The sequence below is a fragment of the Streptomyces tagetis genome (assembly GCF_018069565.1).
GTDB lineage: Bacteria > Actinomycetota > Actinomycetes > Streptomycetales > Streptomycetaceae > Streptomyces > Streptomyces tagetis.
The window spans coordinates 26654-51618 of the sequence record NZ_JAGPNL010000004.1 but is presented as its reverse complement, the minus strand read 5'-3'; the positions used below and the strand labels follow the sequence as shown (position 1 = coordinate 51618).

Genomic DNA, 24965 nt, shown 5'->3' with positions numbered 1-24965 from the left:
ACGTGCGAAAAAGCCTGAACGCATTCGTTCCGGCAATGTCTCCGAAGGGGAAGACGTGAACAAGGCGCAGCTCGTAGAAGCGATTGCCGACAAGCTGGGCGGACGGCAGCAGGCCGCCGACGCCGTCGACGCGGTCCTGGACGCCCTCGTCCGCGCGGTGGTCGCGGGGGACCGGGTGTCGGTCACCGGCTTCGGTTCCTTCGAGAAGGTCGAGCGTCCGGCCCGCTACGCCCGCAATCCCCAGACGGGCGAGCGGGTTCGGGTCAAGAAGACCTCCGTCCCCCGCTTCCGCGCGGGCCAGGGCTTCAAGGACCTGGTGAGCGGCTCGAAGAAGCTCCCGAAGAACGACATCGCGGTCAAGAAGGCCCCCAAGGGCAGCCTGTCGGGCCCCACGCCGACCATCGCCAAGGCCGCGGGCAAGAAGGCCGCCGCCAAGAAGGCGACCACGGCGGCGGCGAAGAAGGCCACCCCCACGGCGAAGAAGACCACCGCGGCCAAGAAGGCCACCCCCGCCAAGAAGACGGGCGCGGCCAAGACCACGGCGGCGAAGAAGAGCACGGCGAAGAAGGCCACGGCGAAGACCACCACCGCCGCGGCGAAGAAGACCGCCGCCAAGAAGGCTCCCGCGAAGAAGGCGACGGCCAAGAAGGCCCCCGCCAAGAAGTCGACCGCCCGCACGACCACCGCCAAGAAGGCCACCGCCCGCAAGAAGTAGCGGCGGGCCACCGGGCAGCAGGGCACTCACGCGCCGGGCCGGACTCCCCGTCGGAGTCCGGCCCGCGGCGTGTCCGGCACCGCCCGCGCGGCCCGTATCAGAAGGTCTGGAGCGTCACCAGCGTGATCCGGCGGCCGGTCCCCGCCCCCTCGGTCTCGATGCGCACCCGCTGTCCGGGCCGCAGCAGCCGAAGGCCCCCCGCGTCGAACGCCGCCGCGTCGAAGGGCACCGGGGTGCCGTCGTCGAGCAGCACCTGCCCGCTGCGGCTGTCGGGGTCGTAGGTGTACGCGGTCGCCTGCATACCGGCAGCCTACGTCCAGGCCGCGGGCAACCGCTCGGCCACCGCGGCCGTATGAGGACCCACCCCCAGCGCCAGCGCCGTCCGCAGGTCCTCGCCGGTGTCGACGTCCTGCCGTACGGAATCCACCCCGGGAACGAGCAGCTCGACCGCGCCGGACGCGCGGTGGCGACGGCGGGAACGCCCCCCGAAAGCCGGGGACAATTCCCGGCCGGGCGCGGCGGTCAGCAACGTCGTGCCGATTCCCGCCGCATCCGGGAGAAAGGCGCGGGGAAAAGACGCCGCCGCCGACAGCACGCGCGCCAATTCCGCCGGCCTGAGCGCGGGGAGATCCGCGTTGAGCGCGGCCACCGCGCTTTCGGGGAGAAGCGCCCGCACCCGCGCCGCGCCGTGGGCCAGCGCGGCGTTGAGACCGGCGTCCGGTTCGTCGCGGACGACGTCGGCGCCGAGGGCCGCGAGGGCGCCGGCCGCGCGCGGATCGTCCGTGACGACGGCCACACCCGCCACCGCCGGGCAGGCCAGCGAGGCCGCCACGGTGTCCTGCGCGAACGCCAGCGCGAGCCCCGGCCGCACCCCGTCGTGGGCGGTGTCTGACAGCCTGCTCTTGGCTCGGGCCAGGGGTTTCACGGGTACCACCAAGGTCCACTGCACGGGCGTCCCGTCCTTCTCTCGTCGCCGTCATTGTCACCCGGGGTATCTGGCGGTTCCCCCGTCGGGGCGTACGGTGTTCTCGACAGACGGGCGGCCCGGGGCGACACTTGTCCGGCCCCAGGCCCTGGAGGAAAGGTGTCCGCGTGCCCCGCCGCAGAATCGGCTTCTGGTACCGCTTCGCCGCGGTGATCTGCAAACCGCCGCTGGTGGTTCTGCTCAAGCGGGACTGGCGGGGAATGGAGAACATTCCGGCCGACGGCGGATTCATCACCGCCGTGAACCACAATTCGCACGTCGACCCCTTCGCGTACGCGCACTATCAGTACAACACCGGACGGGTGCCGCGGTTCCTGGCGAAGAGCGGCCTTTTCCGGAAAGGGCTCGTCGGCGCCGCGATGCGCGGCACCGGGCAGATCCCCGTCTACCGCGAGAGCACCGACGCGCTCAGCGCCTTCCGCGCCGCCATCGACGCGGTGGAGCGCGGCGAGTGCGTCGCCTTCTACCCCGAGGGCACCCTGACCCGCGACCCCGACGGCTGGCCCATGACCGGCAAGACCGGCGCCGCCCGCGTCGCGCTCCAGACCCGCTGCCCGGTGATCCCGGTCGCCCAGTGGGGCTGCAACGAACTCCTGCCGCCCTACACCAAGAAGCCCCACCTGCTGCCGCGCAAGACCCACCGCGTGCTGGCCGGACCACCGGTCGACCTCTCCCGCTTCTACGGCCAGGAGATGACCGCGGAACTGCTCAAGGAGGTCACCGAGGCCATCATGGCCGACGTGACGCGGCTGCTGGAGGAGATCAGGGGCGAGAAGGCACCCGAGACCCCCTACGACCCGCGCCGCGAGCGGATCGAGCAGCGGCGCCGCACCGAGGCGCAGACGCAGACGCAGGAGCAGCACGCGGAAGGGCAGAGCACGTGAGCACAGCGGTCAGGGCGGCCGTCTTCGGCACCGGTTCCTGGGGCACCGCCTTCGGCGCGGTCCTCGCCGACGCGGGATGCGAGGTCACCCTGTGGGGGCGCCGCGCCGCACTCGCCGACGCGGTCAACTCCACCCGCACCAACCCGGACTACCTGCCCGGCGTCGAACTCCCGGCGAACCTGCGGGCCACCACCGACGCCGCCGAGGCCGCCGAGGGCGCCGACTTCACCGTCCTCGCCGTCCCTTCCCAGACCCTGCGCGAGAACCTGGCCGGCTGGACGTCGCTGCTGGCGCCCGGCACCGTCCTCGTCTCGCTGATGAAAGGCGTCGAACTCGGCTCCGCGATGCGGATGAGCGAGGTCATCGAGGACGTCGCCGGGGCCGCCGCCGACCGCGTCGCCGTCGTCACCGGCCCCAACCTGGCCCGGGAGATCGCCGCGCGCATGCCGGCCGCCGCCGTGGTCGCCTGCCGCGACGAGGAGGTGGCCCGGCGGCTCCAGACCGCCTGCCACACCCCGTACTTCCGCCCCTACACCAACACCGACGTGGTCGGCTGCGAACTGGGCGGCGCCGTCAAGAACGTCATCGGCCTCGCCGTCGGCATCGCGGACGGCATGGGCCTCGGGGACAACGCCAAGGGCTCCCTCATCACCCGGGGCCTGGCCGAGACCACCCGGCTCGGCGTGGCGCTCGGCGCGGACCCGCTGACCTTCTCCGGACTGGCCGGACTGGGCGACCTGGTGGCCACCTGCTCCTCGCCGCTCTCCCGCAACCACACCTTCGGCACCAACCTCGGCAAGGGCATGACCCTCCAGGAGACCATCGCGGTCACCCGGCAGACCGCCGAGGGCGTCAAGTCCTGCGAGTCCGTACTGGATCTGGCCCGCCGGCACGGCGTCGACATGCCGATCACCGAGACGGTCGTCGCCATCGTGCACGAGGGGAAGTCCCCGGTGGCCGCCGTCGCGGAGCTGATGGGGCGCAGCGCCAAGCCCGAGCGGCGCTGAACCGGCCGCGGGGCCCCGGCCGGGCCCCGCCGGCCACGACGCTGAGCGACCGTCCCGGCGACAGCGCGCGACCGTCCGTGGGACGTTGCGCGCGGGCGGCCCGGCGGCGCTGACGCACGGAATACCACCGGGTACTCTCGACGCGATATGAGCACCGAGAACCTCCCCCAGAGCCCCGAGCCGCCGCGCAAGCCGCGGGTGGCCGTCGTGTTCGGCGGACGCAGCTCCGAACACGGGATCTCCATGGTCACCGCGGGCGCCGTCCTCGCGGCCATCGACCGGTCGGCGTACGACGTCCTGCCGATCGGCATCACCCGCGAAGGCCGGTGGGTGCTCACGGCCGACGAACCGGAACGCATGGCCATCACCGAGCGGCGCACGCCCAGCGTGGACCAGCTCGCCGAGTCCACCGACGGCGCCGTGGTGCTGCCCGTCGACCCCGGCAACCGCGAAGTCGTCTACAGCGAGCCCGGTTCGGTGCCCAAGGCGCTCGGCGAGGTCGACGTCGTCTTCCCGGTGCTGCACGGCCCCTACGGCGAGGACGGCACCCTCCAGGGCCTGCTGGAGCTCTCCGGCGTCCCCTACGTCGGCTCGGGCGTGCTCGCCTCCGCCGTCGGCCAGGACAAGGAGTACATGAAGCGGGTCTTCGTCTCCTTCGGGCTGAAGGTCGGCCCCTACGAGGTGATCCGGCCCCGCGAGTGGGAGCGCGACCGGCCCGCCGCCCGCAAGCGGATCGTCGACTTCGCCGCCGACCACGGCTGGCCGCTCTTCGTGAAGCCCGCCCGCGCCGGCTCCTCCATCGGCATCACCAAGGTCGAGGACCTCGCCGGGCTCGACGAGGCGATCGAGGAGGCCCGCGCCCACGACCCGAAGATCCTCATCGAGGCGGCGCTGCGCGGCCGGGAGATCGAGTGCGGGGTGCTGGAGTTCGAGGACGGCCCCCGCGCCTCCGTCCCCGCCGAGATCCCGCCGCCCTCCTCGCAGGCGTACTACGACTTCGAGGCCAAGTACATCGACTCCACGCCCGGCATCGTCCCCGCCCCGCTCACGCCCGAGGAGACCGCCGAGGTGCGGCGGCTGGCCGTGGAGGCGTTCGAGGCGGCCTCCTGCGAGGGGCTGGTGCGCGCGGACTTCTTCCTCACCGAGGACGGCGAGTTCGTGATCAACGAGATCAACACGATGCCCGGCTTCACGCCGATCTCGATGTACCCGCAGATGTGGCAGGCGAGCGGCGTCGGTTACCCGGAGCTGGTGGACCGCCTCATCAAGGCGGCGCTGCACCGCTCCACGGGACTGCGCTGAGACCCGGCCGCCGTCGGAGGGTGTCTAGGAGGCGATTCCCTCGGGGATCGCCTTCTTCACGGCCGGGGCCAGATCGACCAGCGGCGCCATCCCGCCCTCCGCCCGCTCCTTCGGGACGGTCACCTCGACGTACGCCTCCCGCAGTGTCGTGGTGAACCGGAACGCGCCGTCGTCCCGTTCGAGCAACTGCCAGCCCACCCCGTCGACCTCGACCCCGTCCGCCGCGGGATCGTCCATCTCGGCGGGCCGCTCCACACCGCAGCGCAGTATGATCACCGGGTTTCCCCAGCCCGCCGTCAGCTTCGAGGCGGGCGAGGGGTCCGCACGCTTCAGGCCGTCCACCGTCGGCGGCAGCGCCAGGTCCAGGTTCTGGCACAGCCCGGCGACCTTCGCGTCCGGGCTCGGGACCGCGGCCGACGCGCCGTCGTCCGCGGTGGCGCAGCCCGCGGCGGCGATCAGCAGGACGAGGGCGGGCAGCAGGTGGCGGGGCCGGTGGCGCGAGGATGTCACCGGCACAGCGTAGACGGGGGCTAGAGATGGACGACCGGGCAGGTCAGGGTACGGGTGATCCCGTCCACCTGCTGGACTTTGGCGACCACCATGCGGCCCAGGGCATCGACGGTGTCGGACTGGGCCCGGACAATGACGTCATAGGGTCCCGTCACGTCCTCGGCCTGGATCACGCCGGGGATCTTTCCGATCGTCCGGGCGACGGCCGACGCCTTGCCGACCTCCGTCTGGATCAGGATGTACGCCTGTACCACGGAACCTCCAGGTCGGCCGCGAGGATCATGTGCGGGAAAAAGGAACGCCACGGTATCGCGTCGCCCCGCCCGGCGGGGAGACCCGCGGGGCAGGGACACGCCGGGCATCCGGCATCGACGCGAGACCGGCACCCACACGGCCGTGACGACGGTCCTCTCGACCGTAACCAGCCCGGGAACGGCACGCGACCGGGCCCGGACAGGGACAGAAGGGGAGTAAGGCAATGAAGGGCACTGTCGGTGAGCTGGGGGAGTTCGGGCTCATCAGGGAGCTCACCTCCCGCCTCACCACGACCCCGGCGGTCCGCGTCGGCCCCGGCGACGACGCCGCGGTGGTCGCCGCGCCGGACCGCCGGGTGGTGGCCAGCACCGACATCCTCGTGGAGGGACGGCACTTCCGCCGCGACTGGTCCACCGCCTACGACGTGGGCCGCAAGGCGGCGGCCCAGAACCTGGCCGACATCGCCGCGATGGGCGCCGTGCCGACCGCGCTGCTCCTCGGCCTCGTCGTCCCCGCCGAACTCCCGGTGACCTGGCCGACCGAGCTGATGGACGGACTGCGCGACGAGTGCCAGGTCGCGGGCGCCGCCGTGGTCGGCGGCGACGTGGTGGGCGGCGACACCATCACCGTCGCCATCACCGCCCTCGGCGACCTGCGCAACCAGGAGCCCGTCACCCGGGGCGGCGCCCAGCCCGGCGACCTGGTCGCGGTGACCGGCTGGCTCGGCTGGTCCGCCGCCGGATTCGCCGTCCTGTCCCGGGGTTTCCGCTCCCCGCGCGCCTTCGTGGAGGCCCACCGGCGCCCCGAGCCGCCCTACCACGCGGGCCCGGCCGCCGCCGCGCTCGGCGCCACCGCCATGTGCGACGTGAGCGACGGACTCATCGCCGACCTCGGGCACATCGCCGAGGCCAGCAAGGTGCGTATCGACGTCCGCTCCGGACAGATCGACATCCCCTCCCAGATGAACGACATCGGCCAGGCCGTCGGCGTCGACCCGATGCAGTGGGTGCTCACCGGGGGAGAGGACCACGCCATGGTCGCCACCTTCCCGCCGGACGTGAAACTGCCCGCCCGCTGGAAGGTCATCGGCGAGGTGCTCAACCCCTCGGCGCTGCCCCAGGTCACGGTCGATGGCGCCCCGTGGACCAGCACCGGCGGCTGGGACCACTTCGGAGGGGGTGGGGAGGCGTGAACCGCCCGCACGTCCTGACCGTGGCCGGCTCCGACTCCGGCGGCGGCGCCGGCATCCAGGCCGACCTGAAGACGATGCTCGCCCTCGGCACCCACGGCATGAGCGTGCTCACCGCGGTCACCGCGCAGAACTCGCTCGGCGTCCAGGGCGCCTGGGAACTGCCGGCGGAGGCGGTCCGCGCCCAGTACCGCAGCGTCGTCGACGACATCGGCGTGCAGGCGGTCAAGACCGGCATGCTCTCCTCCGCCGAACTGGTCGAGACCGTCGCCGAATTGATCGACGGCACCGACGCGCCGGCCGTGGTCGACCCGGTCGGCGTCTCCAAGCACGGGGACGCGCTGCTCGCCGCCTCCGCCCTGGACGCCGTCCGCACCCGGCTCCTGCCGGCGGCGACGGTGGCCACGCCCAACCTCGACGAGGTGGCGCAACTGACCGGGGTGCGCGCCGACTCGGAGGCGGATCTGCCGAGGGCCGCGGCGGCGGTCCTGGAGTTCGGGCCGCGCTGGGCGCTGATCAAGGGCGGACACCTGGCCGGGGACGCCGTGGACCTGCTCACCGACGGCTCCGAGGAGCACTGGCTGCGCGCCCCGCGCCTGGACAACCGGCACACGCACGGCACCGGCTGCACCCTCGCCTCGGCCGTCGCCTGCGGGCTGGCCCGGGGGCTGTCCGTCCCCGACGCGGTCCGGGCGGCCAAGGAGTACGTCACCGGCGCCATCCGGGCCGGCTTCGCGCTCGGCGGCGGCATCGGACCGGTCGACCACGGCTGGGCCCTGCGCCGTACGACGCCCTAGCTACCGGTGTGCGGGTACGGCAAAAAGCCGGTCCACCTCAGGTGGACCGGCTTCGTACCGCGGACCGGGCAGTGCACGCGTCAGCGCGAGACCTTGCCGGCCTTGATGCACGAGGTGCAGGCGTTCACGCGCTTCGGCGTCCCGCCGACCACGGTACGCACACGCTGGATGTTGGGGTTCCAGCGACGGGACGTACGGCGGTGCGAGTGCGAGATGTTGTTGCCGAAGCCCGGCCCCTTGCCGCAGACGTCGCAGTTGGCAGCCACGGGTCACTCCAAAGACTTCAGATGCACTTACGGTTGATCCCGGCATGCCGGGATCATGATTTCGGCTCGTGAGCGTTCCGGAATCTGAGTGGCGGTGCCAGGGAGAGCCCGATCGGATCGGGCAACCGGAGCAGCATACAACGACTGCATCGGTACAACGAAACTACCATGGCGGCCCACCGGCCGGTCCCGGCCCTCTGCGGGCCGGCGCCCCCGTACGGTCTACGCTGCCTGCCACGTCCAGCAGCTCAGGGAGGCGCAGGTGCCGCGGAGGTTCTTCGACGCTTCGGCGGTGCGCACCTGGTGCGGACTGTCGCTGGGCGCGCTGGGGCGGGCCCGCGAGGAGATCGACGCGATCAACGTCTACCCGGTCGCGGACGGGGACACCGGGACCAACCTGTACCTCACCGTGGAGTCGGCCGCCGCCGCCGTCGAGGCGGTCTTCGCCGCGCACGAGGTGCCGACGGCCGTGACCGCGGAGGGCGGGGAGGCCGGTGAGGCCGGGGACGCGGGGGCGGGCGCGGGTGCGGACGGCGCGGAGGCCGGGAAAGGGCGGGGGGTCGCGGACGCCGGGCCCGAACTGGCCGACGTGGTGCGCGCCATGGCGCACGGGGCGCTGATCGGCGCCCGGGGCAACTCCGGGACGATCCTGGCGCAGCTCCTGCGGGGGATGGCCCAGGTGCTCGCCGGGCAGGGCGAGTCAGGGGCTGACGGTTCCGCCGGGCCTGCCGGGACTGACGGTTCCGCGCGGCCGACTTCGCCCGGACTCGGCGGCGGGGCCGCCGCCGACGGGCCGGTGCTCGCGCTGGCCCTGCGCCGCGCGGCCGACTCCGCCCGGCAGGCCGTCGCCCACCCGGTCGAGGGCACCGTCCTGACCGTCGCCTCGGCCGCCGCCGACGCGGCGCAGGTGGCCGCCCGGCACCACGAAGGCGCCGGGGGCGACTGTGCCGCCGTGGCCCGCGCCGCGTACGACGGGGCCCGCGAGGCGCTGGCCGCGACCCCCGGCCTGCTCCCCGTCCTGGAACGCGCCCACGTGGTCGACGCCGGCGGCCAGGGCCTGGTCACCGTCCTCGCCGCGCTGGTCGAGGCGCTCACCGGCCACGCCCCCGAGCCGCCCGTCGTGCCGCACGCGCGCGTGGAGCGCGCCGAGCCCGCGGGCCGCCCCGCCTCGGCGGCGCACGGCGAGCGGGACGCGCCGGGGGAGTGCGCCGGGGCGGAGTGCGCCGAGGACGGCCCCGCCTTCGAGGTGATCTACCTCCTGGAGGCCGCCGACGACGCCGTGGCCCGGCTGCGGCGGCGGCTCGACGCCCTCGGGGAATCGCTCGTCGTGGTCGGCGGCGACGGACTGTGGAACGTCCACGTGCACGTCGACGACGCCGGCGCCGCCGTCGAGGCGGGCGTCGAGGCCGGGCGGCCGTACCGGATCAGGATCACCCACTTCGGCCGCGACGAGACGCACGCCGCCCAGCGCCCGGTCCGGGAGCGGGCCCAGCGCGCCGTGGTCGCCGTCGTCCCCGGCGAGGGACTGGCCGGGCTCTGCGCCGAGGCCGGCGCGACCACCGTGCTCGCCCGCCCCGGGGAGCCGCCCGCCAGCGGCGAACTCGTCCAGGCCGTCCGGCGCGCGCACGCCCGCGAGGTCGTCCTGCTGCCCAACGACACCGAACTGCGCCACACCGCCGCCGCCGCGGCCGAACAGGCCCGCGCCGAGGGCATCCGCGTGGCCCTCATCCCCACCCGCTCCGCCGTCCAGGGCATCGCCGCGCTCGCCGTGCACGAGCCCGGACGCCGCTTCGACGAGGACGTCGTGGCGATGACCTCGGCGGCCGGCGCGACCCGCCACGCCGAGGTCACCGTCGCCGAGCACCGGTCGTGGACCTCGGCCGGCATCTGCCAGGCCGGGGACGTGCTCGGCCTCCTCGACGGGGACGTGGCCGTGATCGGCACCGACGTCACCGCCGTCGCCGAGACCGTGCTCGACCGCATGCTTGCGGCCGGCGGCGAACTCGTCACCCTGGTCGTCGGCGACGAGGCCCCCGAGGCCGTCGCCGACCGCCTGGAGGCCCGCGTGCGGGAGGCGTACCTCGCCGTCGACACCGTCGTCTACCACGGCGGCCGGCAGGGCGCCCTGCTCCTCATCGGCGTCGAATAACCGCCCGTCCCCCCGGGCGGCGCCTGCCGTGCGGACCGGCGGCGCCTGCCGTGCGGACCGGCGGCGCCTGCCGTGCGGACCGGCCACGCCTGCCGTACGGACCGGCGGCGCCTGCCGTGCGGACCGGCCACGCCTGCCGTACGGACCGGCGGCGCCTGCCGTGCGGACCGGCCACGCCTGCCGTACGGACCGGCCGCGCCTCCCGTACGGACCGGCCACGCCCCCCGTACGGACCGTTCGGACACACGGTCCGCACCGGCCGCGCACCCCGTCCGCGCCGGCCCCGCCGCCCGCCCGTACGGGCCGTACCACCAGCGCTTTTCCGGCGCGGATACGGCGATGTCGGTGCCGTGGTGTGCAATGGATCTCGTGCCCGCACAGCGAGAAGCCCTCGACCAGCCCCTGAAGTCGGTGCTCGGCCCCGCCACCGCGAAGGTGATGGCCGACCACCTCGGCCTGCACACCGTCGGCGACCTCCTCCACCACTACCCCCGCCGGTACGAGGAGCGCGGACAGCTCACCCACCTCGCCGACCTGCCCCTGGACGAGCACGTCACGGTGGTCGCCCAGGTCGCCGACGCCCGGCTGCACACCTTCGCCTCCTCCCGGGCCCCGCGCGGCAAGGGACAGCGCCTGGAGGTGACCATCACCGACGGCAGCGGCCGGCTCCAGCTCGTCTTCTTCGGCCACGGCGTCCACAAGCCCCACAAGGAACTGCTGCCGGGCACCCGCGCGATGTTCGCGGGCAAGGTCTCCGTCTTCAACCGCCGCCTCCAGCTCGCCCACCCCGCCTACGAACCGCTGCGCGGCGACGGCGAGGACGGCGCCGAGGCCGTCGAGTCCTGGGCGGGCAGCCTCATCCCGCTCTACCCGGCCACGGCCAAGCTGGAGTCCTGGAAGATCGCCAAGGCGGTCCAGACCGTCCTGCCCAGCGCCGGACAGGCCCTCGACCCGCTCCCCGCCCCGCTGCGCGAGGGCCGCGGACTGCTCCCGCTCCCCGAGGCCCTGCACAAGATCCACCGCCCGCACACCAAGGCCGACGTCGAGGCCGCCCGCGCCCGCCTGAAGTGGGACGAGGCGTTCGTCCTCCAGGTCGCCCTGGCCCGCCGCCGCCACGCCGAGACCCAGCTCCCCGCCGTCCCCCGCCGCCCCCGCCCCGACGGACTGCTCACCGCCTTCGACGCGCGGCTGCCCTTCACCCTCACCGAGGGCCAGCGGACCGTCTCCCGCGAGATCTTCGACGACCTCGCCACCGACCACCCCATGCACCGCCTGCTCCAGGGCGAGGTCGGCTCCGGCAAGACCATGGTCGCCCTGCGCGCCATGCTCGCCGTCGTCGACGCCGGGGGACAGGCCGCCATGCTGGCGCCCACCGAGGTGCTGGCCCAGCAGCACCACCGCTCGGTCACCGAGATGATGGGGGAGCTGGCCGAGGGCGGGATGCTCGGCGGCACCGAGCACGCCACCAAGGTCGTCCTGCTCACCGGCTCCATGGGCGCCGCCGCCCGCCGCCGGGCCCTGCTCGACCTGGCCACCGGCGAGGCCGGCGTCGTCATCGGCACCCACGCCCTCATCGAGGACAAGGTCCGCTTCCACGACCTCGGCCTCGTCGTCGTCGACGAACAGCACCGCTTCGGCGTCGAGCAGCGCGACGCCCTGCGCGGCAAGGGCACCCAGCCGCCCCACCTGCTCGTCATGACCGCCACGCCCATCCCGCGCACCGTCGCCATGACCGTCTTCGGCGACCTGGAGACCTCCGTCCTGGACCAGCTCCCGGCCGGCCGCTCCCCGATCGCCAGCCACGTCGTCCCCGCCGCCGACAAACCGCACTTCCTCGCCCGCGCCTGGGAGCGGGTCCGCGAGGAGGTCTCCCAGGGCCACCAGGCGTACGTCGTCTGCCCCCGCATCGGCGACGAGGACGAGGACCCCGGCAAGCGCAAGCCGCTCGCCGACGCCCAGGGCGACGACGCGAAACGCCCCCCGCTCGCCGTCCTGGAGGTCGCCGCACGCCTCGCCGAAGGCCCCCTCGCGGGCCTGCGCGTCGAGATCCTGCACGGACGGATGCCGCCCGACGACAAGGACGCCGTCATGCGCCGCTTCGCCGCCGGCGAGACCGACGTCCTGGTGGCCACCACCGTCATCGAGGTCGGCGTCAACGTCCCGAACGCCACGGCGATGGTCATCATGGACGCCGACCGCTTCGGCGTCTCCCAGCTCCACCAGTTGCGCGGCCGGGTCGGACGCGGCTCCGCCCCGGGCCTGTGCCTGCTGGTCACCGAGGCGCCCCCGGCGAGCGGGGCCCGGCAGCGCCTGGACGCGGTCGCCGCCACCCTCGACGGCTTCGAGCTCTCCCGCGTCGACCTGGAGCAGCGCCGCGAGGGCGACGTCCTCGGCCAGGCCCAGTCCGGCGTCCGCAGCTCCCTGCGCGTCCTCGCCGTCATCGAGGACGAGGAGATCATCGCCGAGGCCCGCGAGGAGGCCGCCGCGCTGGTCGCCGCCGACCCGGACCTCACCCGGCTCCCCGGACTGCGCACCGCGCTCGACGCGCTCCTGGACGAGGAACGGGAGCAGTACCTGGAAAAGGGCTGACAGACTGGACGGAGCAGCGCCCCCGCCCCCTGCCCGCGCACGGCGGCCCGGCCCTGCGCACCGACACCACCGGGAAGGACCCGAGATGACCCGCGTGATCGCCGGACGGGCCGGCGGACGCCGCCTGGCCGTTCCGCCGGGCAACGGCACCCGCCCCACCTCCGACCGCGCGCGCGAGGGCCTCTTCTCCACCTGGCAGTCCCTGCTCGGCGGCCCCCTCGACGGCCTCCGCGTCCTCGACCCGTACGCGGGCTCCGGCGCCGTCGGCCTGGAGGCGCTCTCCCGCGGCGCGGCCCACGTGCTGCTGGTGGAGGCCGACCCCCGGGCCGCCCGCACCCTCCGGGAGAACGTCCGCTCCCTCGGCCTGCCCGGCGCCGAGACCCGCACCGGGAAGGCCGAGCAGACCATCCGCACCGCGCCCCCGGCCGACCCGTACGACGTGGTCTTCCTCGACCCGCCCTACGCGGTCTCCGACGACGATCTCCGGGAGATCCTCCTCACACTCCGTACCGGGGGGTGGCTCGCGCCGGACGCGCTCGTCACCGTGGAGCGCAGCACCAGAGGCGGTGCGTTCGGCTGGCCGGACGGCTTCGAGGCGCTCCGTGCCCGTCGCTACGGCGAGGGAACGTTTTGGTACGGTCGCGCCGCCTCTACGTGCGAAGACGCACGATGACCGGACCGGAGAGCGAGGGACCACCAGTGCGCCGAGCAGTCTGTCCCGGGTCGTTCGACCCGATCACCAACGGACACCTCGACATCATCGCCCGTGCCTCCAGCCTCTACGACGAGGTGTACGTCGCGGTGATGATCAACCAGGCCAAGAAGGGCCTCTTCGACGTCGACGAGCGGATCGACCTCATCCGCCGGGTCACCGCCGAGTACGGCAACGTGCGCGTGGAGTCCTTCCACGGACTGCTCGTCGACTTCTGCAAGCAGCGCGAGATCCCCGCCATCGTCAAGGGCCTGCGCGCCGTCAGCGACTTCGACTACGAACTCCAGATGGCCCAGATGAACAACGGGCTGTCCGGCGTGGAGACCCTGTTCATCCCCACCAACCCCACCTACAGCTTCCTCTCGTCCTCCCTGGTCAAGGAGGTCGCCACCTGGGGCGGAGACGTCTCCCACCTGGTCCCGGAGCTGGTCCACGCCGCCCTCGCCGAACGGCTGAGGAAGGACTGAGCCACGCCCCGCGCGGCTCCCGGAGGCTGACAAACCGTCACCCGGTGTCCCTTGGCGGGCCGGGGGTCGTACAGTCGTCCCGTCCGTCTCCAACACAGCTAGAGAGTGGCGAGCACACGGTGGACGTGCAGAAGAAGCTCGACGAGATCGTCACGATGGTCTCCGGCGCCCGCGCCATGCCCATGTCGGCCTCGTGCGTGGTCAACCGCGCCGAGCTGCTCTCCCTGCTGGAGGAACTCCGTACCGAGCTGCCCGGCTCGCTCGCCCAGGCCCAGGAGCTGATCGGCGACCGGGACCAGATGGTCGCCCAGGCCCGCCAGGAGGCCGAGCGCATCATCGAGGGCGCCCACGCCGAGCGCGGCTCCCTCGTCGCCGGCACCGAGGTCGCGCGCCGCTCCCAGGCCGAGGCCGACCGCATCCTCGCCGAGGCCCGCCAGGAGGCCGAGGAGGTCCGCGCCGAGGCCGACGACTACGTCGACTCCAAGCTCGCCAACTTCGAGGTCGTCCTCACCAAGACCCTCGGCTCCGTCGGCCGTGGCCGCGAGAAGCTCCTCGGCACCGGACCGGGCCTGGACGAGAACGGCTACGAGGACGAGGACGCCCCCGAGCGCAGCCACGACCCGGAGACGCTGCGCCGCGACGCCGACTCCTACGTCGACACCAAGCTCGGCGCCTTCGAGGCGGTGCTGGCCAAGACCCTGGAGGCGGTCGGCCGCGGCCGGCAGAAGCTGCACGGCCGGATCGCCACCGACGACCTCGGCGCCCTCGCCGACGACACCACCACCGTCCGGCACTCCAGCGACGCCGACTACCTCGCCGACCTCGCGGCCCTCTCCGACGCCCCCGCGGCCCCGCTCCGCGCCCCGGAGTACGGCGAACAGCAGCTCACGGCCGCCGCCGAGTACGGGGAACGGCAGCTCACCGCCGCCGCCGAGTACGGCGAGCAGCAGCCCGCCGCGGCCCAGGCGACGCCGGAGACCGCCCAGCCCGCCTATGGCTACGCCCAGCAGCCCGACCCCTACGCGGGCTACGCGCAGCAGGGGTACGACGGCGGCCAGGACGCCTACGGCTACCAGCAGCAGCCCGACCCCTACGCCGGTTACGCGCAGCAGGGGTACGACGGCGGCCAGGCCGGTTACGACACCGGCCGGCAGCCCGCGTACGACACCGGACAGCAGGGCGGCTACCCGGCGCTCCCGCCCGCCGCGCCCCAGCCCCCGCAGGCCCAGCCGCAGATCCTCGACGAGACCAGCCTCTTCGACACCAGCATGATCAGCGCCGAACAGCTCCGGGCCTACGAACAGGGCCGCGGGCTCTAGGAGCGGGACCGTCGCCTCTCGGAACGGGGCCGCGGCGGTGTCCGTGGCCCGGTACCGGATTGGGCCGAGCGCCGAACGTCCAGTATCCTGGCTCATCGGTCGCGTGTACGTCCGCGATCGCCGCTGCCCGGGAACACCGTAGGGCGGCGTCCCTCTCAGTCACGGAGACCGAAAGCAGGAATGGTTCTGAACGCGCGCTTGGACCACCGTGATCCCCTCGTGTTCGACACGCACGAGCTGGGACGACGGCCGGGTGCGCTCCAGCGCCTGAACCGCACGGTCGACGCTCCCAGGGACCTGGGGATCAAGGGGGTCATCGGAGTGCCGGAAGGCGCCCCGGTGGAGCTCGGACTCCGGCTGGAATCCGTCATGGACGGAGTGCTCGTCACGGGTACCGCCCGTGCGCGGGCCAAGGGGGAGTGCGTAAGGTGTCTGGAGCCGCTGGAGCAGGAGCTCGAAGCGGATTTCCAGGAGTTGTTCTCGTACCCTGACGCCGACGACCGGGGCCGCGCCAGCGCGGAACCGGGCGACGACGCCGAGGACGACGAGGACAGGCTCTTCGTCGAGGACGGTCTGATCGGCCTCGAATCCGTGCTGCGCGACGCGGTGGTGCTCGCACTGCCGATGCAGCCGGTGTGCCGGGAAGACTGCCCGGGTCTGTGCTCCGAGTGCGGAGCGCGCCTGGCGGACGATCCGGACCACCATCACGACGCCGTCGACATTCGTTGGGCGGCATTGCAGGGACTCGCCGGATCACTGGGAGACGGCGAGAAGGACGACATGAGCGGCGACGCGCCTCGTTCAGCAGACGCCGCCGAGAAGCAGGAGAAGTAGCCGTGGCCGTTCCCAAGCGGAAGATGTCGCGCAGCAACACGCGCCACCGCCGGTCGCAGTGGAAGGCTGCGGTCCCCACCCTGGTTGCGTGCGAGCGCTGCCACGAGCCCAAGCAGCAGCACATCGCGTGCCCGTCTTGCGGCACTTACAACAAGCGCCAGGTCCTCGAGGTCTGAGCGGCTGGTGAGAGGCACTGTGTCCACGCCCAAAAAGCAGTCGTCCCGCACCGTCGGGAACGGACCGGCGGACAACACGGCCTCGTCCCACACGCTTCTGGAAGGGCGGCTCGGCTATCAGGTCGAGTCCGCCCTTCTGGTGCGTGCGCTCACCCACCGTTCCTACGCGTACGAGAACGGCGGTCTGCCGACGAACGAGCGACTGGAGTTCCTCGGTGACTCCGTGCTCGGCCTCGTCGTCACCGACACGCTGTACCGCACCCACCCCGATCTGCCCGAAGGCCAACTGGCCAAGCTGCGGGCCGCGGTGGTCAACTCGCGCGCACTGGCGGAGGTGGGCCGCGGGCTCGACCTCGGCTCCTTCATCCGGCTCGGCCGCGGTGAAGAGGGCACGGGCGGCCGGGACAAGGCGTCCATCCTCGCCGACACCCTCGAAGCGGTGATCGGCGCGGTCTACCTCGACCAGGGCCTGGACGCGGCGGCGGAGCTGGTGCACCGCCTCTTCGACCCCCTGATCGAGAAGTCCTCGAACCTCGGTGCCGGACTGGACTGGAAGACGTCCCTCCAGGAACTCACCGCGACCGAGGGGCTCGGTGTCCCCGAGTACCTGGTCACGGAGACCGGCCCCGACCACGAGAAGACCTTCACTGCTGCCGCCCGCGTCGGAGGCGTCTCGTACGGCACCGGCACCGGCCGCAGCAAGAAGGAGGCGGAGCAGCAGGCAGCGGAATCCGCCTGGCGCTCCATCCGGGCGGCGGCGGACGAACGCGCCGCGGCCGAGGCCACTGCCGAGGAGGCCGGGGCGGCCGAGACCGCCGGGGCCGCCGAGGCGGGCGCCGACGCGCCCACGGCCTCCGCCTGACCCACCCGCGTACGACCGCGCGCCCGTCCCGGCCCCGGGGCGGGCGTTCGCTCGTCCACCAGGCCCACCCGGCCCACCCGAGGGGATGCCATGCCCGAGTTGCCCGAGGTCGAGGTCGTCCGGCGCGGACTGGCGCGCTGGGTCGCCCACCGGACGGTCGCGGACGCCGCCGTCCTGCACCCGCGCGCGGTCCGCCGTCACCTTGCCGGCCCCGACGACTTCGCCCACCGCCTCAAAGGCCACCGCATCGGCACGCCGAGCCGCCGCGGCAAGTACCTGTGGCTGCCGCTGGAGGACACCGGCGAGGCGGTCCTCGCCCACCTCGGCATGAGCGGCCAGCTCCTCGTCCAGCCGCACGAGGCGCCGCCGGAGAAGCACCTCCGGGTCCGGGTGACCTTCGCGGACGGCCTCGACACCGAGCTGCGCTTCGTCGACCAGCGCACCTTCGGCGGCCTCTCCCTGCACGACACCGGTCCCGACGGGCTGCCCGACGTCATCGCGCACATCGCCCGCGACCCGCTCGACCCGCTCTTCGACGACGAGGCGTTCCACCTCGCCCTGCGCCGCAAGCGCACCACCGTCAAACGGGCCCTGCTCGACCAGTCCCTGATCAGCGGCGTCGGCAACATCTACGCCGACGAGGCGCTGTGGCGCTCCCGCCTGCACTACGAACGCCCCACCGCGACCCTCACCCGCCCCCGCACCGCCGAACTCCTCGGCCACGTCCGGGACGTGATGAACGAGGCCCTGGCCGTCGGCGGCACCAGCTTCGACAGCCTCTACGTCAACGTCAACGGCGAGTCCGGCTACTTCGACCGCTCCCTGGACGCCTACGGCCGCGAGGGCCTGCCCTGCCGCCGCTGCGGCACGCCGATACGGCGCCGCCCCTGGATGAACCGCTCCAGTTACTTCTGCCCCACGTGCCAGCGGGCGCCCCGGGCGTCGTAGCGCTCCCGGGAGTCCAGCACCTGGTCCATACGGTCCTCCAGGCATCCGATGAGGGCGATCAGCCGGCCGGTCACCTCGCGGCCGAGGGGCGTCAGCTCGTAGTCGACCCGGGGCGGGCTCGCGGGCCGCGCCTCGCGGTGCACCAGACCGTCGCGCTCCAGCGCCTGGAGCGTCTGCGACAGCATCTTCTCGCTGACCCCGTCGACGCGCCGGCGCAGCTCGTTGAAGCGCAGCGACCCCTCGTACAGCGCCCCGAGCGTCAGCACGCCCCACCGCCCGGTGACGTGCTCCAGCACCCCCCGCGAGGGACACCCCCGCGAGAACACGTCATATCCCCCCGAAACCCCACGACCCTCCACCATGCCCCCAGCGTACGGCCCGTCTCCTCCCCGACCCGGGCCTGCGCCGTACGCGCGCTGTGACCCGTGGGGTCCTCAGTGGTCGAAGAGGTGAAGGCTGTCCCGGTCGAGCTCGTGGCGGTGTGGCGAGAGGCCGCGGACGGAACAGTGACCGCCGGCAAGACACCCAGGCCGACGGAACGATGGACCGGTCACGCACCGCGCAGGCGACCGACCCCGCCCACCCCGCGCCAGAACCGGCCCACCGGGCGCCCAGCCTGCCGACCTGCTGTTGCCTCAGTAGCCGAAGTTCTGGGTCCACCAGGGGCCGCCGTTGGCGAAGTGGACGCCTACGCCGAGGGTGCGGAAGTCGCAGTTCAGTATGTTGGCGCGGTGGCCGGGGCTGTTCATCCAGGCGTCCATCACGGCCTGGGCGTCGGCCTGGCCGCGGGCGATGTTCTCGCCGCCGAGGTTGGCTATGCCGGCCTTCTCGGCGCGGTCCCACGGGGTGGCGCCGCTCGGGTCGGTGTGGTCGAAGAAGCCCTGGGCGGCCATGGCCTTGCTGAAGTTCTCGGCGAGGTCGCGCAGCGCGCTGCTGGCCGCGAGCGGGCTGCACCCGACCTTGGCGCGCTCCTCGTTGACCAGCTTGAGCACCGCGGCCTCCGCGGCGGCCTGCTCGGAGACGGTGACCGGGGCCTCGACCCGCTCGGGCGCCTTGGTCTCCGTACGCGACGGCGTGGACGGGGACGTGGTCTCGGGGGCCGCTTCCCGCTCGGCCGTCTCGGCGGGTGCCTCGGGGACGGGCGCGGCCGGAGCGGAGGGCGAGGCGGACGGGGAGGCGGGGGCCGTGGAGGAGGCGGGGGCGGAGGGCGAGGCCGTGCGGCCCGTACCGCGGCTCGTGGACGCCTCGGCCCCGTGGCCGGCCTCCGCGCTGCCGGAGGTGCCGCCCAGCCCGGCCGGGCTGTTGGTCGGGGCGTCCTCGGCCTGGACCCGGTCGCCGCCGCCCGTGTCGCCGCCGATCCGGTAGTTCTCCAGGCCCGGCACCGCGCCCGTGGCCACGGCGACCGTGCCGAGGGCCACCGCGGCGGAGACGCCCAGCAGTCCCGTACGGACCGGGGTGGCCGCCTTCTTCTTGCGGCGGCGGTGCGCGCCGGAGCGCTGTGGTCCGTCGTCGGGCGCGTAGACCTCGCTCACGTAACCCTCACTCGGGAAGTCGACCGTGCGGCGGGCCTGCGGCGGCACCGCGGCCTCCGTCTCGTCCGGTGCGAAGAGGTACGCGTCGCTGCGCGCGTGCGCGTCGGAGTACGCCTCGGGGTTCAGGTAAGGAGCGATCCCCATCGCGGGGCGGCCGTCGGCGTCCCGGCCGAGTACGCCGGGGTCCTGCCCGTCCGGCTGCTGGTCACCCGCGGCGCGGCCCGTAGCGGCGCGGCCGGCGTCGGAGCGTCGGTGGCGTCCCATGTCCTGGCCTTCCTCGTCCTGGCGGTCGACTGACCTTCATGATCATCACTGAACTCACACGATCGAGTGAGTTTCATATGAGATTCATTGGGTGGGGACGGTACCGCATGGGCCAGGGGCGCCGTGTGCCCGGAGGGAGTTTGACCGGTTAGGTTGCCCTCATGAGCGAGGATGCGCGACTGGTGGCATGGGTGCGGGGACGGGTACAAGGGGTGGGTTTCCGCTGGTTCACCCGCGCCAGGGCACTGGAAATCGGCGGCCTGAGTGGTTTTGCTCTCAATGTGGCCGACGGTCGCGTCCAGGTCGTCGCCGAGGGCCCGAGGGAACGCTGCGAAGCTCTGCTCGACTGGCTGCGCGGCGACGACACGCCCGGCCGCGTGGAGGGCGTCACGGAGATCTGGGACACACCGCGCGGCGGCTACGACGGCTTCGCGATCCGCTGACACCGGCCCTCCCGGCGTCCGGCGCGCACCCCGCGCCCCGCCCCGCCAGGAGGGAAAACGAGCAGGTGGTTGCCAAGGCGGCCGGCTCGTGACAGGCTCCGGACGGCAGAGTGATCGCCACGCCCCGAGGGCCCCGCAGGAGTCGCAGCGCCGCCGCTTTCCGGCCGCGCGCCCCCGGTGCCCACCGATACGGGGCGTGATCGTGTTGACCGTCAAACTTTTTGGTGAGACGCTGAAAGCCCCGCGCACCTGAGCTGTTTGGCATGGTTGAACGGCAGTACGGCTCAAGAATGCCAGGCACCGCGGGTGCGAATCCCTCACGACCCACACCGCATCGGTCGGTCACTCATTGTGGAGGACCATCCATCATGGCAAAGGCGCTTCTCGGTTACGTCGGCGGCTCCGACCCTCGACTCCTCGCCGAGATGCGACGGCTCCAGCAGCGCGTCCAGGACCTGGAATCCGAGCTCGTACGGATTCAGGCGGAGAACGACGCCCTGGCGGCTGCCGCTTCTCACGAAAGGATCATGGAGAGCATGGAGAGCGTTGACGCACACCAGGCGGAGCCTGCGCTCACCTGATCACCGTAATCGCTCCAGGACTCCATGACGGCACAGCAGTGGTTGCGCCGCCCGTCAACCGCTTCGTTGTCCGAGTTGCAAGGGACGCTTCGGCGTCCCTTCTTTCTTGCCCGCCCCCTTCGGCCGCGCCCCGTCCCCTCACACCATTCGTTCACCGTGCATTCTTTCAACCCTTCAACGTCTGGTCTGCCCTGCCCGTTCACCCGTGAAACCGCGCCGGTTCACCGGTTCATGGAGCGAGATGTCCGGGAAAGGTAGAGTCGGGCCGCGTGCACCTGAAGGCCCTGACCCTCCGCGGATTCAAGTCGTTCGCCTCCGCGACCACCCTCCGGTTCGAACCGGGCATCACCTGCGTCGTCGGCCCGAACGGCTCGGGCAAGTCCAATGTCGTGGACGCGCTGAGCTGGGTGATGGGCGAACAGGGGGCCAAGTCCCTGCGCGGCGGCAAGATGGAGGACGTCATCTTCGCCGGCACCACCGGCCGCCCGCCGCTCGGCCGGGCCGAGGTGTCGCTGACCATCGACAACTCCGACGGCGCCCTGCCCATCGAGTACGCCGAGGTCACCCTCACACGGACCATGTTCCGCAACGGCGGCAGCGAGTACCAGATCAACGGCGACACCTGCCGGCTGCTCGACATCCAGGAACTCCTCTCCGACTCCGGCATCGGCCGCGAGATGCACGTCATCGTCGGACAGGGCCAGCTCGACTCCGTCCTGCACGCCGACCCCGCCGGACGCCGGGCCTTCATCGAGGAGGCCGCCGGAGTCCTCAAGCACCGCAAGCGCAAGGAGAAGGCGCTCCGCAAACTCGACTCCATGCAGGCCAACCTCGCCCGCGTGCAGGACCTCACGGAGGAACTCCGCAGCCGGCTCAAGCCCCTGGGCCGCCAGGCCGCCGTCGCCCGGCGGGCCGCCGTCATCCAGGCCGACCTGCGCGACGCCCGGCTGCGCCTGCTCGCCGACGACCTCGTACGGCTGCGGGAGGCGCTGCGGACCGAGGTGGCCGACGAGGCCGCGCTCAAGGAGCGCAAAGAGGCCGCCGAACGCGAACTCGCCCGCGCGCTGCACGGCGAATCCCTGCTGGAGGACGAGGCGCGCGGGCTCGCGCCCCGCCTCCAGCGCGCCCGCCAGACCTGGTACGACCTGTCCCAGCTCGCCGAACGGGTACGCGGCACGATCTCGCTGGCCGACGCGCGCGTGCGGAGCGCCACCTCCGCCCCCGTCGAGGAACGGCGCGGCCGTGACCCGGAGGAGCTGGAACGCGAGGCCGCCCGCGTCCGCGAGCAGGAGGCCGAACTCGACGCCGCCCGGGAGGCGGCCGAACGCGCGCTGGAGGACACGGTCGCCCACCGAGGCGAGCTGGAAGGCGAACTCGCCCGCGAGGAGCGCCGCCTGCGGGACGCCGCCCGCGCCCTCGCCGACCGCCGCGAGGGGCTGGCCCGCCTCGGAGCCCAGGCGGGCGCGGCCCGTTCGCGCGCCGCCGCGGCCCAGGCCGAGATCGAGCGGCTGGCCGCCGCCCGGGACGAGGCACGGCAGCGCGCCGCCGCCGCGCAGGAGGAGTACGAGGCCCTCCGGACCGAGGTCGACGGACTCGACGCGGGCGACCGCGACCTGGCCGAGCGGCACGAAGCCGCCCGGAGCCGACTCGCCGAGGCGGAGAACGCCCTGAACACCGCCCGCGACGCGCTCGCCGCGACCGAACGGGAACGGGCCGCCACCCAGGCCCGCCACGACGCCCTCGCCCTGGGCCTGCGCCGCAAGGACGGCACCGGCGCCCTCCTCGCCGCCGGGGACCGCCTCACCGGCCTGCTCGGCCCGGCCGCCGGACTGCTCACCGTGGCCCCCGGCCACGAGACGGCCCTCGCCGCGGCGTTCGGCGCCGCCGCCGACGCCGTCGCGGTCGCCTCCCCCTCGGCCGCCGCCGACGCCCTGCGCCTGCTCCGCAAACAGGACGCGGGCCGCGCCGCCCTGCTCCTCGCCGGCGCCCCGGACGACACGCCGGAGGAACGCCGGACCGGCGACGCGCCGGTGGGGCGTGGGGGTGGCGACACGCCGGCGCGGGTGCGGAGTGGCGACACGCCGCGAGGCGAGCGGTTCGGCGACACGCCGGAGGAGCACCAGACCGGCGACGCGCCGCACGCGTACCAGACCGGCGACACGCCGCCGCACGCACACACGGCCGACACGCCGCACGCGTACCGCCCCCGCGACACGCCGCAGCCCCGGAACACTGCCGACACGCCCGCGCCGCCCCGCCCCGGCGACACGCCGCCCCCGCTCTCGACTCCGCCCGGCAGCCCTCCCTTCGCCGCCGACCTCGTCCGTGGCCCGGCCGAACTGCTGCCCGCCGTACGGCGTCTGCTGCGCGGGATCGTCGTCGTGGGGACCCTGGAGGACGCCGAGGAACTGGTCCGGGCCCGGCCGGGGCTCACCGCGGTCACCGCCGAGGGCGACCTGCTGGGCGCCCACTACGCGCAGGGCGGCTCCGCCGGCGCCCCCAGCCTCCTGGAGGTGCGGGCCTCCGTCGACGAGGCCGCCGCCCGACTGCGCGACCTGGACGCCCGCTGCGAGGAACTGGCCGTCGCCCGCGACGCGGCAGCCGACCAGCGCGCCCGCTGCGCCGCCCTCGTCGAGGAACTGGGCGAACGGCGCCGCGACGCCGACCGGGAGAAGTCCTCCGTCGCCCAGCGGCTGGGCCGGCTCGCCGGGCAGGCCCGGGGCGCCGCCGGGGAGGCCGAACGGTCCGAGGCCGCCGCCGACCGGGCCCAGGAGGCCCTGGAGAAGGCCCTCGCCGAGGCCGGGGAACTGGCCGAGCGGCTCGCTGTCGCCGAGGAGGCGCCCGGCGAGGAGGAACCCGACACCTCCGTACGCGACCGGCTCGCCGCCGACGGCGCCAACGCCCGCCAGACCGAGATGGAGGCCCGCCTCCAGCTCCGTACGCACGAGGAGCGGGTCAAGGGGCTCGCCGGACGGGCCGACTCCCTCGACCGGGCCGCCCGCGCGGAACGTGAGGCACGCGCGCGTGCCGAACAGCGCCGGGCCCGCCTCCGCCACGAGGCGTCCGTCGCCGAGGCCGTCTCCCGCGGCGCCCGGCAGCTCCTCGCCCACGTCGAGGTCTCCCTCGTCCGCGCCGACGAGGAGCGCGCCGCGGCGGAGGCCGCCAAGGCCCGCTGCGAGGAGGAACTCTCCGCCGCGCGCGCCGCCGGACGCGACCTCAAGGCGGAACTGGACAAGTTGACGGATTCGGTTCACCGCGGCGAGGTACTCGGCGCCGAGAAGCGGCTGCGCATCGAGCAGCTCGAGACGAAGGCGCTGGAGGAACTGGGTGTCGAACCGGCGGGGCTGGAGGCGGAGTACGGTCCGCACCGGCCCGTGCCGCCCGCGCCCCCCGCCGACGGCGAGGAGGCGCCGCGGGACCCGGAGCACCCGCGCAACCGGCCCCGGCCCTTCGTCCGCGCCGAGCAGGAGAAGCGGCTGAAGGCGGCCGAGCGCGCCTACCAGCAGCTCGGCAAGGTCAACCCGCTGGCCCTGGAGGAGTTCGCGGCCCTGGAGGAGCGGCACCGCTTCCTCGGGGAGCAGTTGCAGGACCTCCGGCAGACGCGGGCCGACCTGCTCCAGGTCGTCCGGGACGTCGACACCCGCGTCGAACAGGTCTTCACCGAGGCGTACCGGGACACGGCCCGGGAGTTCGAGGGCGTGTTCGGCCGGCTCTTCCCGGGCGGCGAGGGGCGGCTGGTCCTGACCGACCCCGGCAACATGCTCACCACCGGTGTCGACGTCGAGGCCCGGCCGCCGGGCAAGAAGGTCAAACGGCTCTCCCTGCTCTCGGGCGGGGAGCGTTCACTGACCGCGGTGGCCCTGCTCGTGGCGATCTTCAAGGCGCGGCCGAGCCCGTTCTACGTCATGGACGAGGTCGAGGCGGCCCTCGACGACACCAACCTGCGGCGGCTGATCGGGATCATGCGGGAGCTCCAGGAGACCTCACAGCTCATCGTCATCACGCACCAGAAGCGGACGATGGAGGTCGCCGACGCGCTGTACGGCGTGTCGATGCAGGGCGACGGCGTGTCGAAGGTCATCGGCCAGCGGCTGCGCTGACGGACGGGGCGCAGGCACGGGAGCACCCCCGAACCGGCACTTCGGCTTCACCTCTTGAACATGCCAGTGCCCTGCCGGG

Annotated in this window: 25 protein-coding genes; 18 read left to right on the top strand and 7 right to left on the bottom strand. The window is 73.6% G+C overall.

Annotated elements, in window-relative coordinates; all coding sequences use genetic code 11:
• The first annotated feature begins 55 nt into the window (after positions 1 to 55).
• Positions 56 to 715 (top strand): HU family DNA-binding protein, encoded by a 660-nt coding sequence (locus J5Y05_RS15965; RefSeq protein ID WP_210872910.1) that lies wholly within the window; start codon positions 56 to 58, stop codon positions 713 to 715.
• Positions 716 to 812: 97 nt separating this feature from the next.
• Here J5Y05_RS15965 and J5Y05_RS15960 read toward each other — a convergent pair whose 3' ends face one another.
• Positions 813 to 1016 carry a hypothetical protein gene (locus J5Y05_RS15960; protein ID WP_210872908.1) on the bottom strand — a complete coding sequence of 68 codons (204 nt, stop codon included), beginning with the start codon at positions 1014 to 1016 and terminating at the stop codon, positions 813 to 815.
• 9 nt (positions 1017 to 1025) lie between these two features.
• Positions 1026 to 1664, bottom strand: coding sequence for a 2-phospho-L-lactate guanylyltransferase (gene cofC / locus J5Y05_RS15955; protein WP_210872906.1), 639 nt, complete (start codon positions 1662 to 1664; stop codon positions 1026 to 1028).
• 143 nt (positions 1665 to 1807) lie between these two features.
• Between cofC and J5Y05_RS15950 the strand changes: the two genes are divergently transcribed.
• The 3 genes from J5Y05_RS15950 to J5Y05_RS15940 all read left to right on the top strand — a co-directional run bounded on the left by J5Y05_RS15950 (position 1808) and on the right by J5Y05_RS15940 (position 4893).
• On the top strand, positions 1808 to 2584 hold the full coding sequence (locus J5Y05_RS15950) for a lysophospholipid acyltransferase family protein (RefSeq protein ID WP_210872904.1): 777 nt from the start codon (positions 1808 to 1810) through the stop codon (positions 2582 to 2584).
• Positions 2581 to 3591, top strand: a complete 1011-nt coding sequence (locus J5Y05_RS15945; RefSeq protein ID WP_210872902.1) for an NAD(P)H-dependent glycerol-3-phosphate dehydrogenase — start codon at positions 2581 to 2583, stop codon at positions 3589 to 3591. Before J5Y05_RS15950 ends, J5Y05_RS15945 begins: the two co-directional genes overlap by 4 nt.
• A 147-nt stretch (positions 3592 to 3738) precedes the next feature.
• On the top strand, positions 3739 to 4893 hold the full coding sequence (locus J5Y05_RS15940) for a D-alanine--D-alanine ligase family protein (RefSeq protein WP_210872901.1): 1155 nt from the start codon (positions 3739 to 3741) through the stop codon (positions 4891 to 4893).
• Between the two features lie 24 nt (positions 4894 to 4917).
• On the opposite strand, the gene J5Y05_RS15935 is transcribed toward J5Y05_RS15940, so the two are convergent.
• A complete protein-coding gene (locus J5Y05_RS15935; protein WP_210872899.1) occupies positions 4918 to 5403 on the bottom strand; it encodes a DUF3515 domain-containing protein in 486 nt (161 codons plus the stop codon).
• A gap of 20 nt (positions 5404 to 5423) precedes the next feature.
• Positions 5424 to 5657, bottom strand: coding sequence for an Lrp/AsnC family transcriptional regulator (locus tag J5Y05_RS15930; RefSeq protein WP_210872897.1), 234 nt, complete (start codon positions 5655 to 5657; stop codon positions 5424 to 5426).
• A 224-nt stretch (positions 5658 to 5881) separates the two neighbouring features.
• Here J5Y05_RS15930 and J5Y05_RS15925 point away from each other — a divergent pair, with 224 nt between their 5' ends.
• Positions 5882 to 6850: a thiamine-phosphate kinase gene (locus J5Y05_RS15925; RefSeq protein WP_210872895.1), complete on the top strand. Its 969-nt coding sequence runs from the start codon at positions 5882 to 5884 to the stop codon at positions 6848 to 6850.
• Positions 6847 to 7644, top strand: coding sequence for a bifunctional hydroxymethylpyrimidine kinase/phosphomethylpyrimidine kinase (thiD, locus tag J5Y05_RS15920; RefSeq protein ID WP_210872893.1), 798 nt, complete (start codon positions 6847 to 6849; stop codon positions 7642 to 7644). Before J5Y05_RS15925 ends, thiD begins: the two co-directional genes overlap by 4 nt.
• Positions 7645 to 7724: 80 nt before the next feature.
• On the opposite strand, the gene rpmB is transcribed toward thiD, so the two are convergent.
• Positions 7725 to 7910: a 50S ribosomal protein L28 gene (gene rpmB, locus J5Y05_RS15915; RefSeq protein WP_003993230.1), complete on the bottom strand. Its 186-nt coding sequence runs from the start codon at positions 7908 to 7910 to the stop codon at positions 7725 to 7727.
• A gap of 262 nt (positions 7911 to 8172) precedes the next feature.
• On the opposite strand from rpmB, the gene J5Y05_RS15910 reads away from it, so the two are divergent.
• The 9 genes from J5Y05_RS15910 to mutM all read left to right on the top strand — a co-directional run bounded on the left by J5Y05_RS15910 (position 8173) and on the right by mutM (position 17966).
• Complete coding sequence (locus J5Y05_RS15910) at positions 8173 to 10059, top strand: DAK2 domain-containing protein (protein WP_210872891.1); 1887 nt, start codon at positions 8173 to 8175, stop codon at positions 10057 to 10059.
• A gap of 360 nt (positions 10060 to 10419) precedes the next feature.
• The gene (gene recG, locus J5Y05_RS15905; protein ID WP_210872888.1) at positions 10420 to 12648 is read left to right on the top strand and encodes an ATP-dependent DNA helicase RecG; all 2229 of its coding nucleotides are present in this window, start codon (positions 10420 to 10422) and stop codon (positions 12646 to 12648) included.
• Positions 12649 to 12733: 85 nt separating this feature from the next.
• The gene (rsmD, locus tag J5Y05_RS15900) at positions 12734 to 13321 is read left to right on the top strand and encodes a 16S rRNA (guanine(966)-N(2))-methyltransferase RsmD (RefSeq protein WP_210872886.1); all 588 of its coding nucleotides are present in this window, start codon (positions 12734 to 12736) and stop codon (positions 13319 to 13321) included.
• A gap of 26 nt (positions 13322 to 13347) precedes the next feature.
• Positions 13348 to 13827, top strand: coding sequence for a pantetheine-phosphate adenylyltransferase (gene coaD, locus J5Y05_RS15895; protein ID WP_210872883.1), 480 nt, complete (start codon positions 13348 to 13350; stop codon positions 13825 to 13827).
• 119 nt (positions 13828 to 13946) lie between these two features.
• Positions 13947 to 15146 carry a F0F1 ATP synthase subunit B gene (locus tag J5Y05_RS15890; RefSeq protein ID WP_210872881.1) on the top strand — a complete coding sequence of 400 codons (1200 nt, stop codon included), beginning with the start codon at positions 13947 to 13949 and terminating at the stop codon, positions 15144 to 15146.
• Between the two features lie 180 nt (positions 15147 to 15326).
• The gene (locus J5Y05_RS15885; RefSeq protein ID WP_210872879.1) at positions 15327 to 15980 is read left to right on the top strand and encodes a YceD family protein; all 654 of its coding nucleotides are present in this window, start codon (positions 15327 to 15329) and stop codon (positions 15978 to 15980) included.
• A gap of 2 nt (positions 15981 to 15982) precedes the next feature.
• Positions 15983 to 16156, top strand: coding sequence for a 50S ribosomal protein L32 (rpmF, locus tag J5Y05_RS15880; RefSeq protein ID WP_003951102.1), 174 nt, complete (start codon positions 15983 to 15985; stop codon positions 16154 to 16156).
• A 7-nt stretch (positions 16157 to 16163) separates the two neighbouring features.
• Positions 16164 to 17018: a ribonuclease III gene (rnc, locus tag J5Y05_RS15875; RefSeq protein WP_210872877.1), complete on the top strand. Its 855-nt coding sequence runs from the start codon at positions 16164 to 16166 to the stop codon at positions 17016 to 17018.
• Positions 17019 to 17108: 90 nt separating this feature from the next.
• Entirely contained in the window at positions 17109 to 17966 is an 858-nt protein-coding gene (gene mutM / locus J5Y05_RS15870) for a bifunctional DNA-formamidopyrimidine glycosylase/DNA-(apurinic or apyrimidinic site) lyase (RefSeq protein WP_210872875.1), read from the top strand.
• Here the strand turns inward: mutM and J5Y05_RS15865 are convergent.
• Both J5Y05_RS15865 and J5Y05_RS15860 read right to left on the bottom strand, forming a co-directional pair.
• Positions 17924 to 18328: a winged helix-turn-helix transcriptional regulator gene (locus tag J5Y05_RS15865; RefSeq protein WP_210872874.1), complete on the bottom strand. Its 405-nt coding sequence runs from the start codon at positions 18326 to 18328 to the stop codon at positions 17924 to 17926. The two genes, mutM and J5Y05_RS15865, sit on opposite strands and share 43 nt — an antisense overlap.
• Before the next feature lie 273 nt (positions 18329 to 18601).
• Positions 18602 to 19762 (bottom strand): CAP domain-containing protein, encoded by a 1161-nt coding sequence (locus tag J5Y05_RS15860; protein ID WP_210872872.1) that lies wholly within the window; start codon positions 19760 to 19762, stop codon positions 18602 to 18604.
• Between the two features lie 161 nt (positions 19763 to 19923).
• On the opposite strand from J5Y05_RS15860, the gene J5Y05_RS15855 reads away from it, so the two are divergent.
• From J5Y05_RS15855 to J5Y05_RS15845, 3 genes are all read left to right on the top strand, one after another.
• A complete protein-coding gene (locus J5Y05_RS15855) occupies positions 19924 to 20205 on the top strand; it encodes an acylphosphatase (protein ID WP_210872871.1) in 282 nt (93 codons plus the stop codon).
• 368 nt (positions 20206 to 20573) lie between these two features.
• Positions 20574 to 20786: a hypothetical protein gene (locus tag J5Y05_RS15850; RefSeq protein ID WP_030421545.1), complete on the top strand. Its 213-nt coding sequence runs from the start codon at positions 20574 to 20576 to the stop codon at positions 20784 to 20786.
• 269 nt (positions 20787 to 21055) lie between these two features.
• Positions 21056 to 24886, top strand: coding sequence for an AAA family ATPase (locus J5Y05_RS15845; RefSeq protein WP_210872869.1), 3831 nt, complete (start codon positions 21056 to 21058; stop codon positions 24884 to 24886).
• Positions 24887 to 24965: the final 79 nt, after the last annotated feature.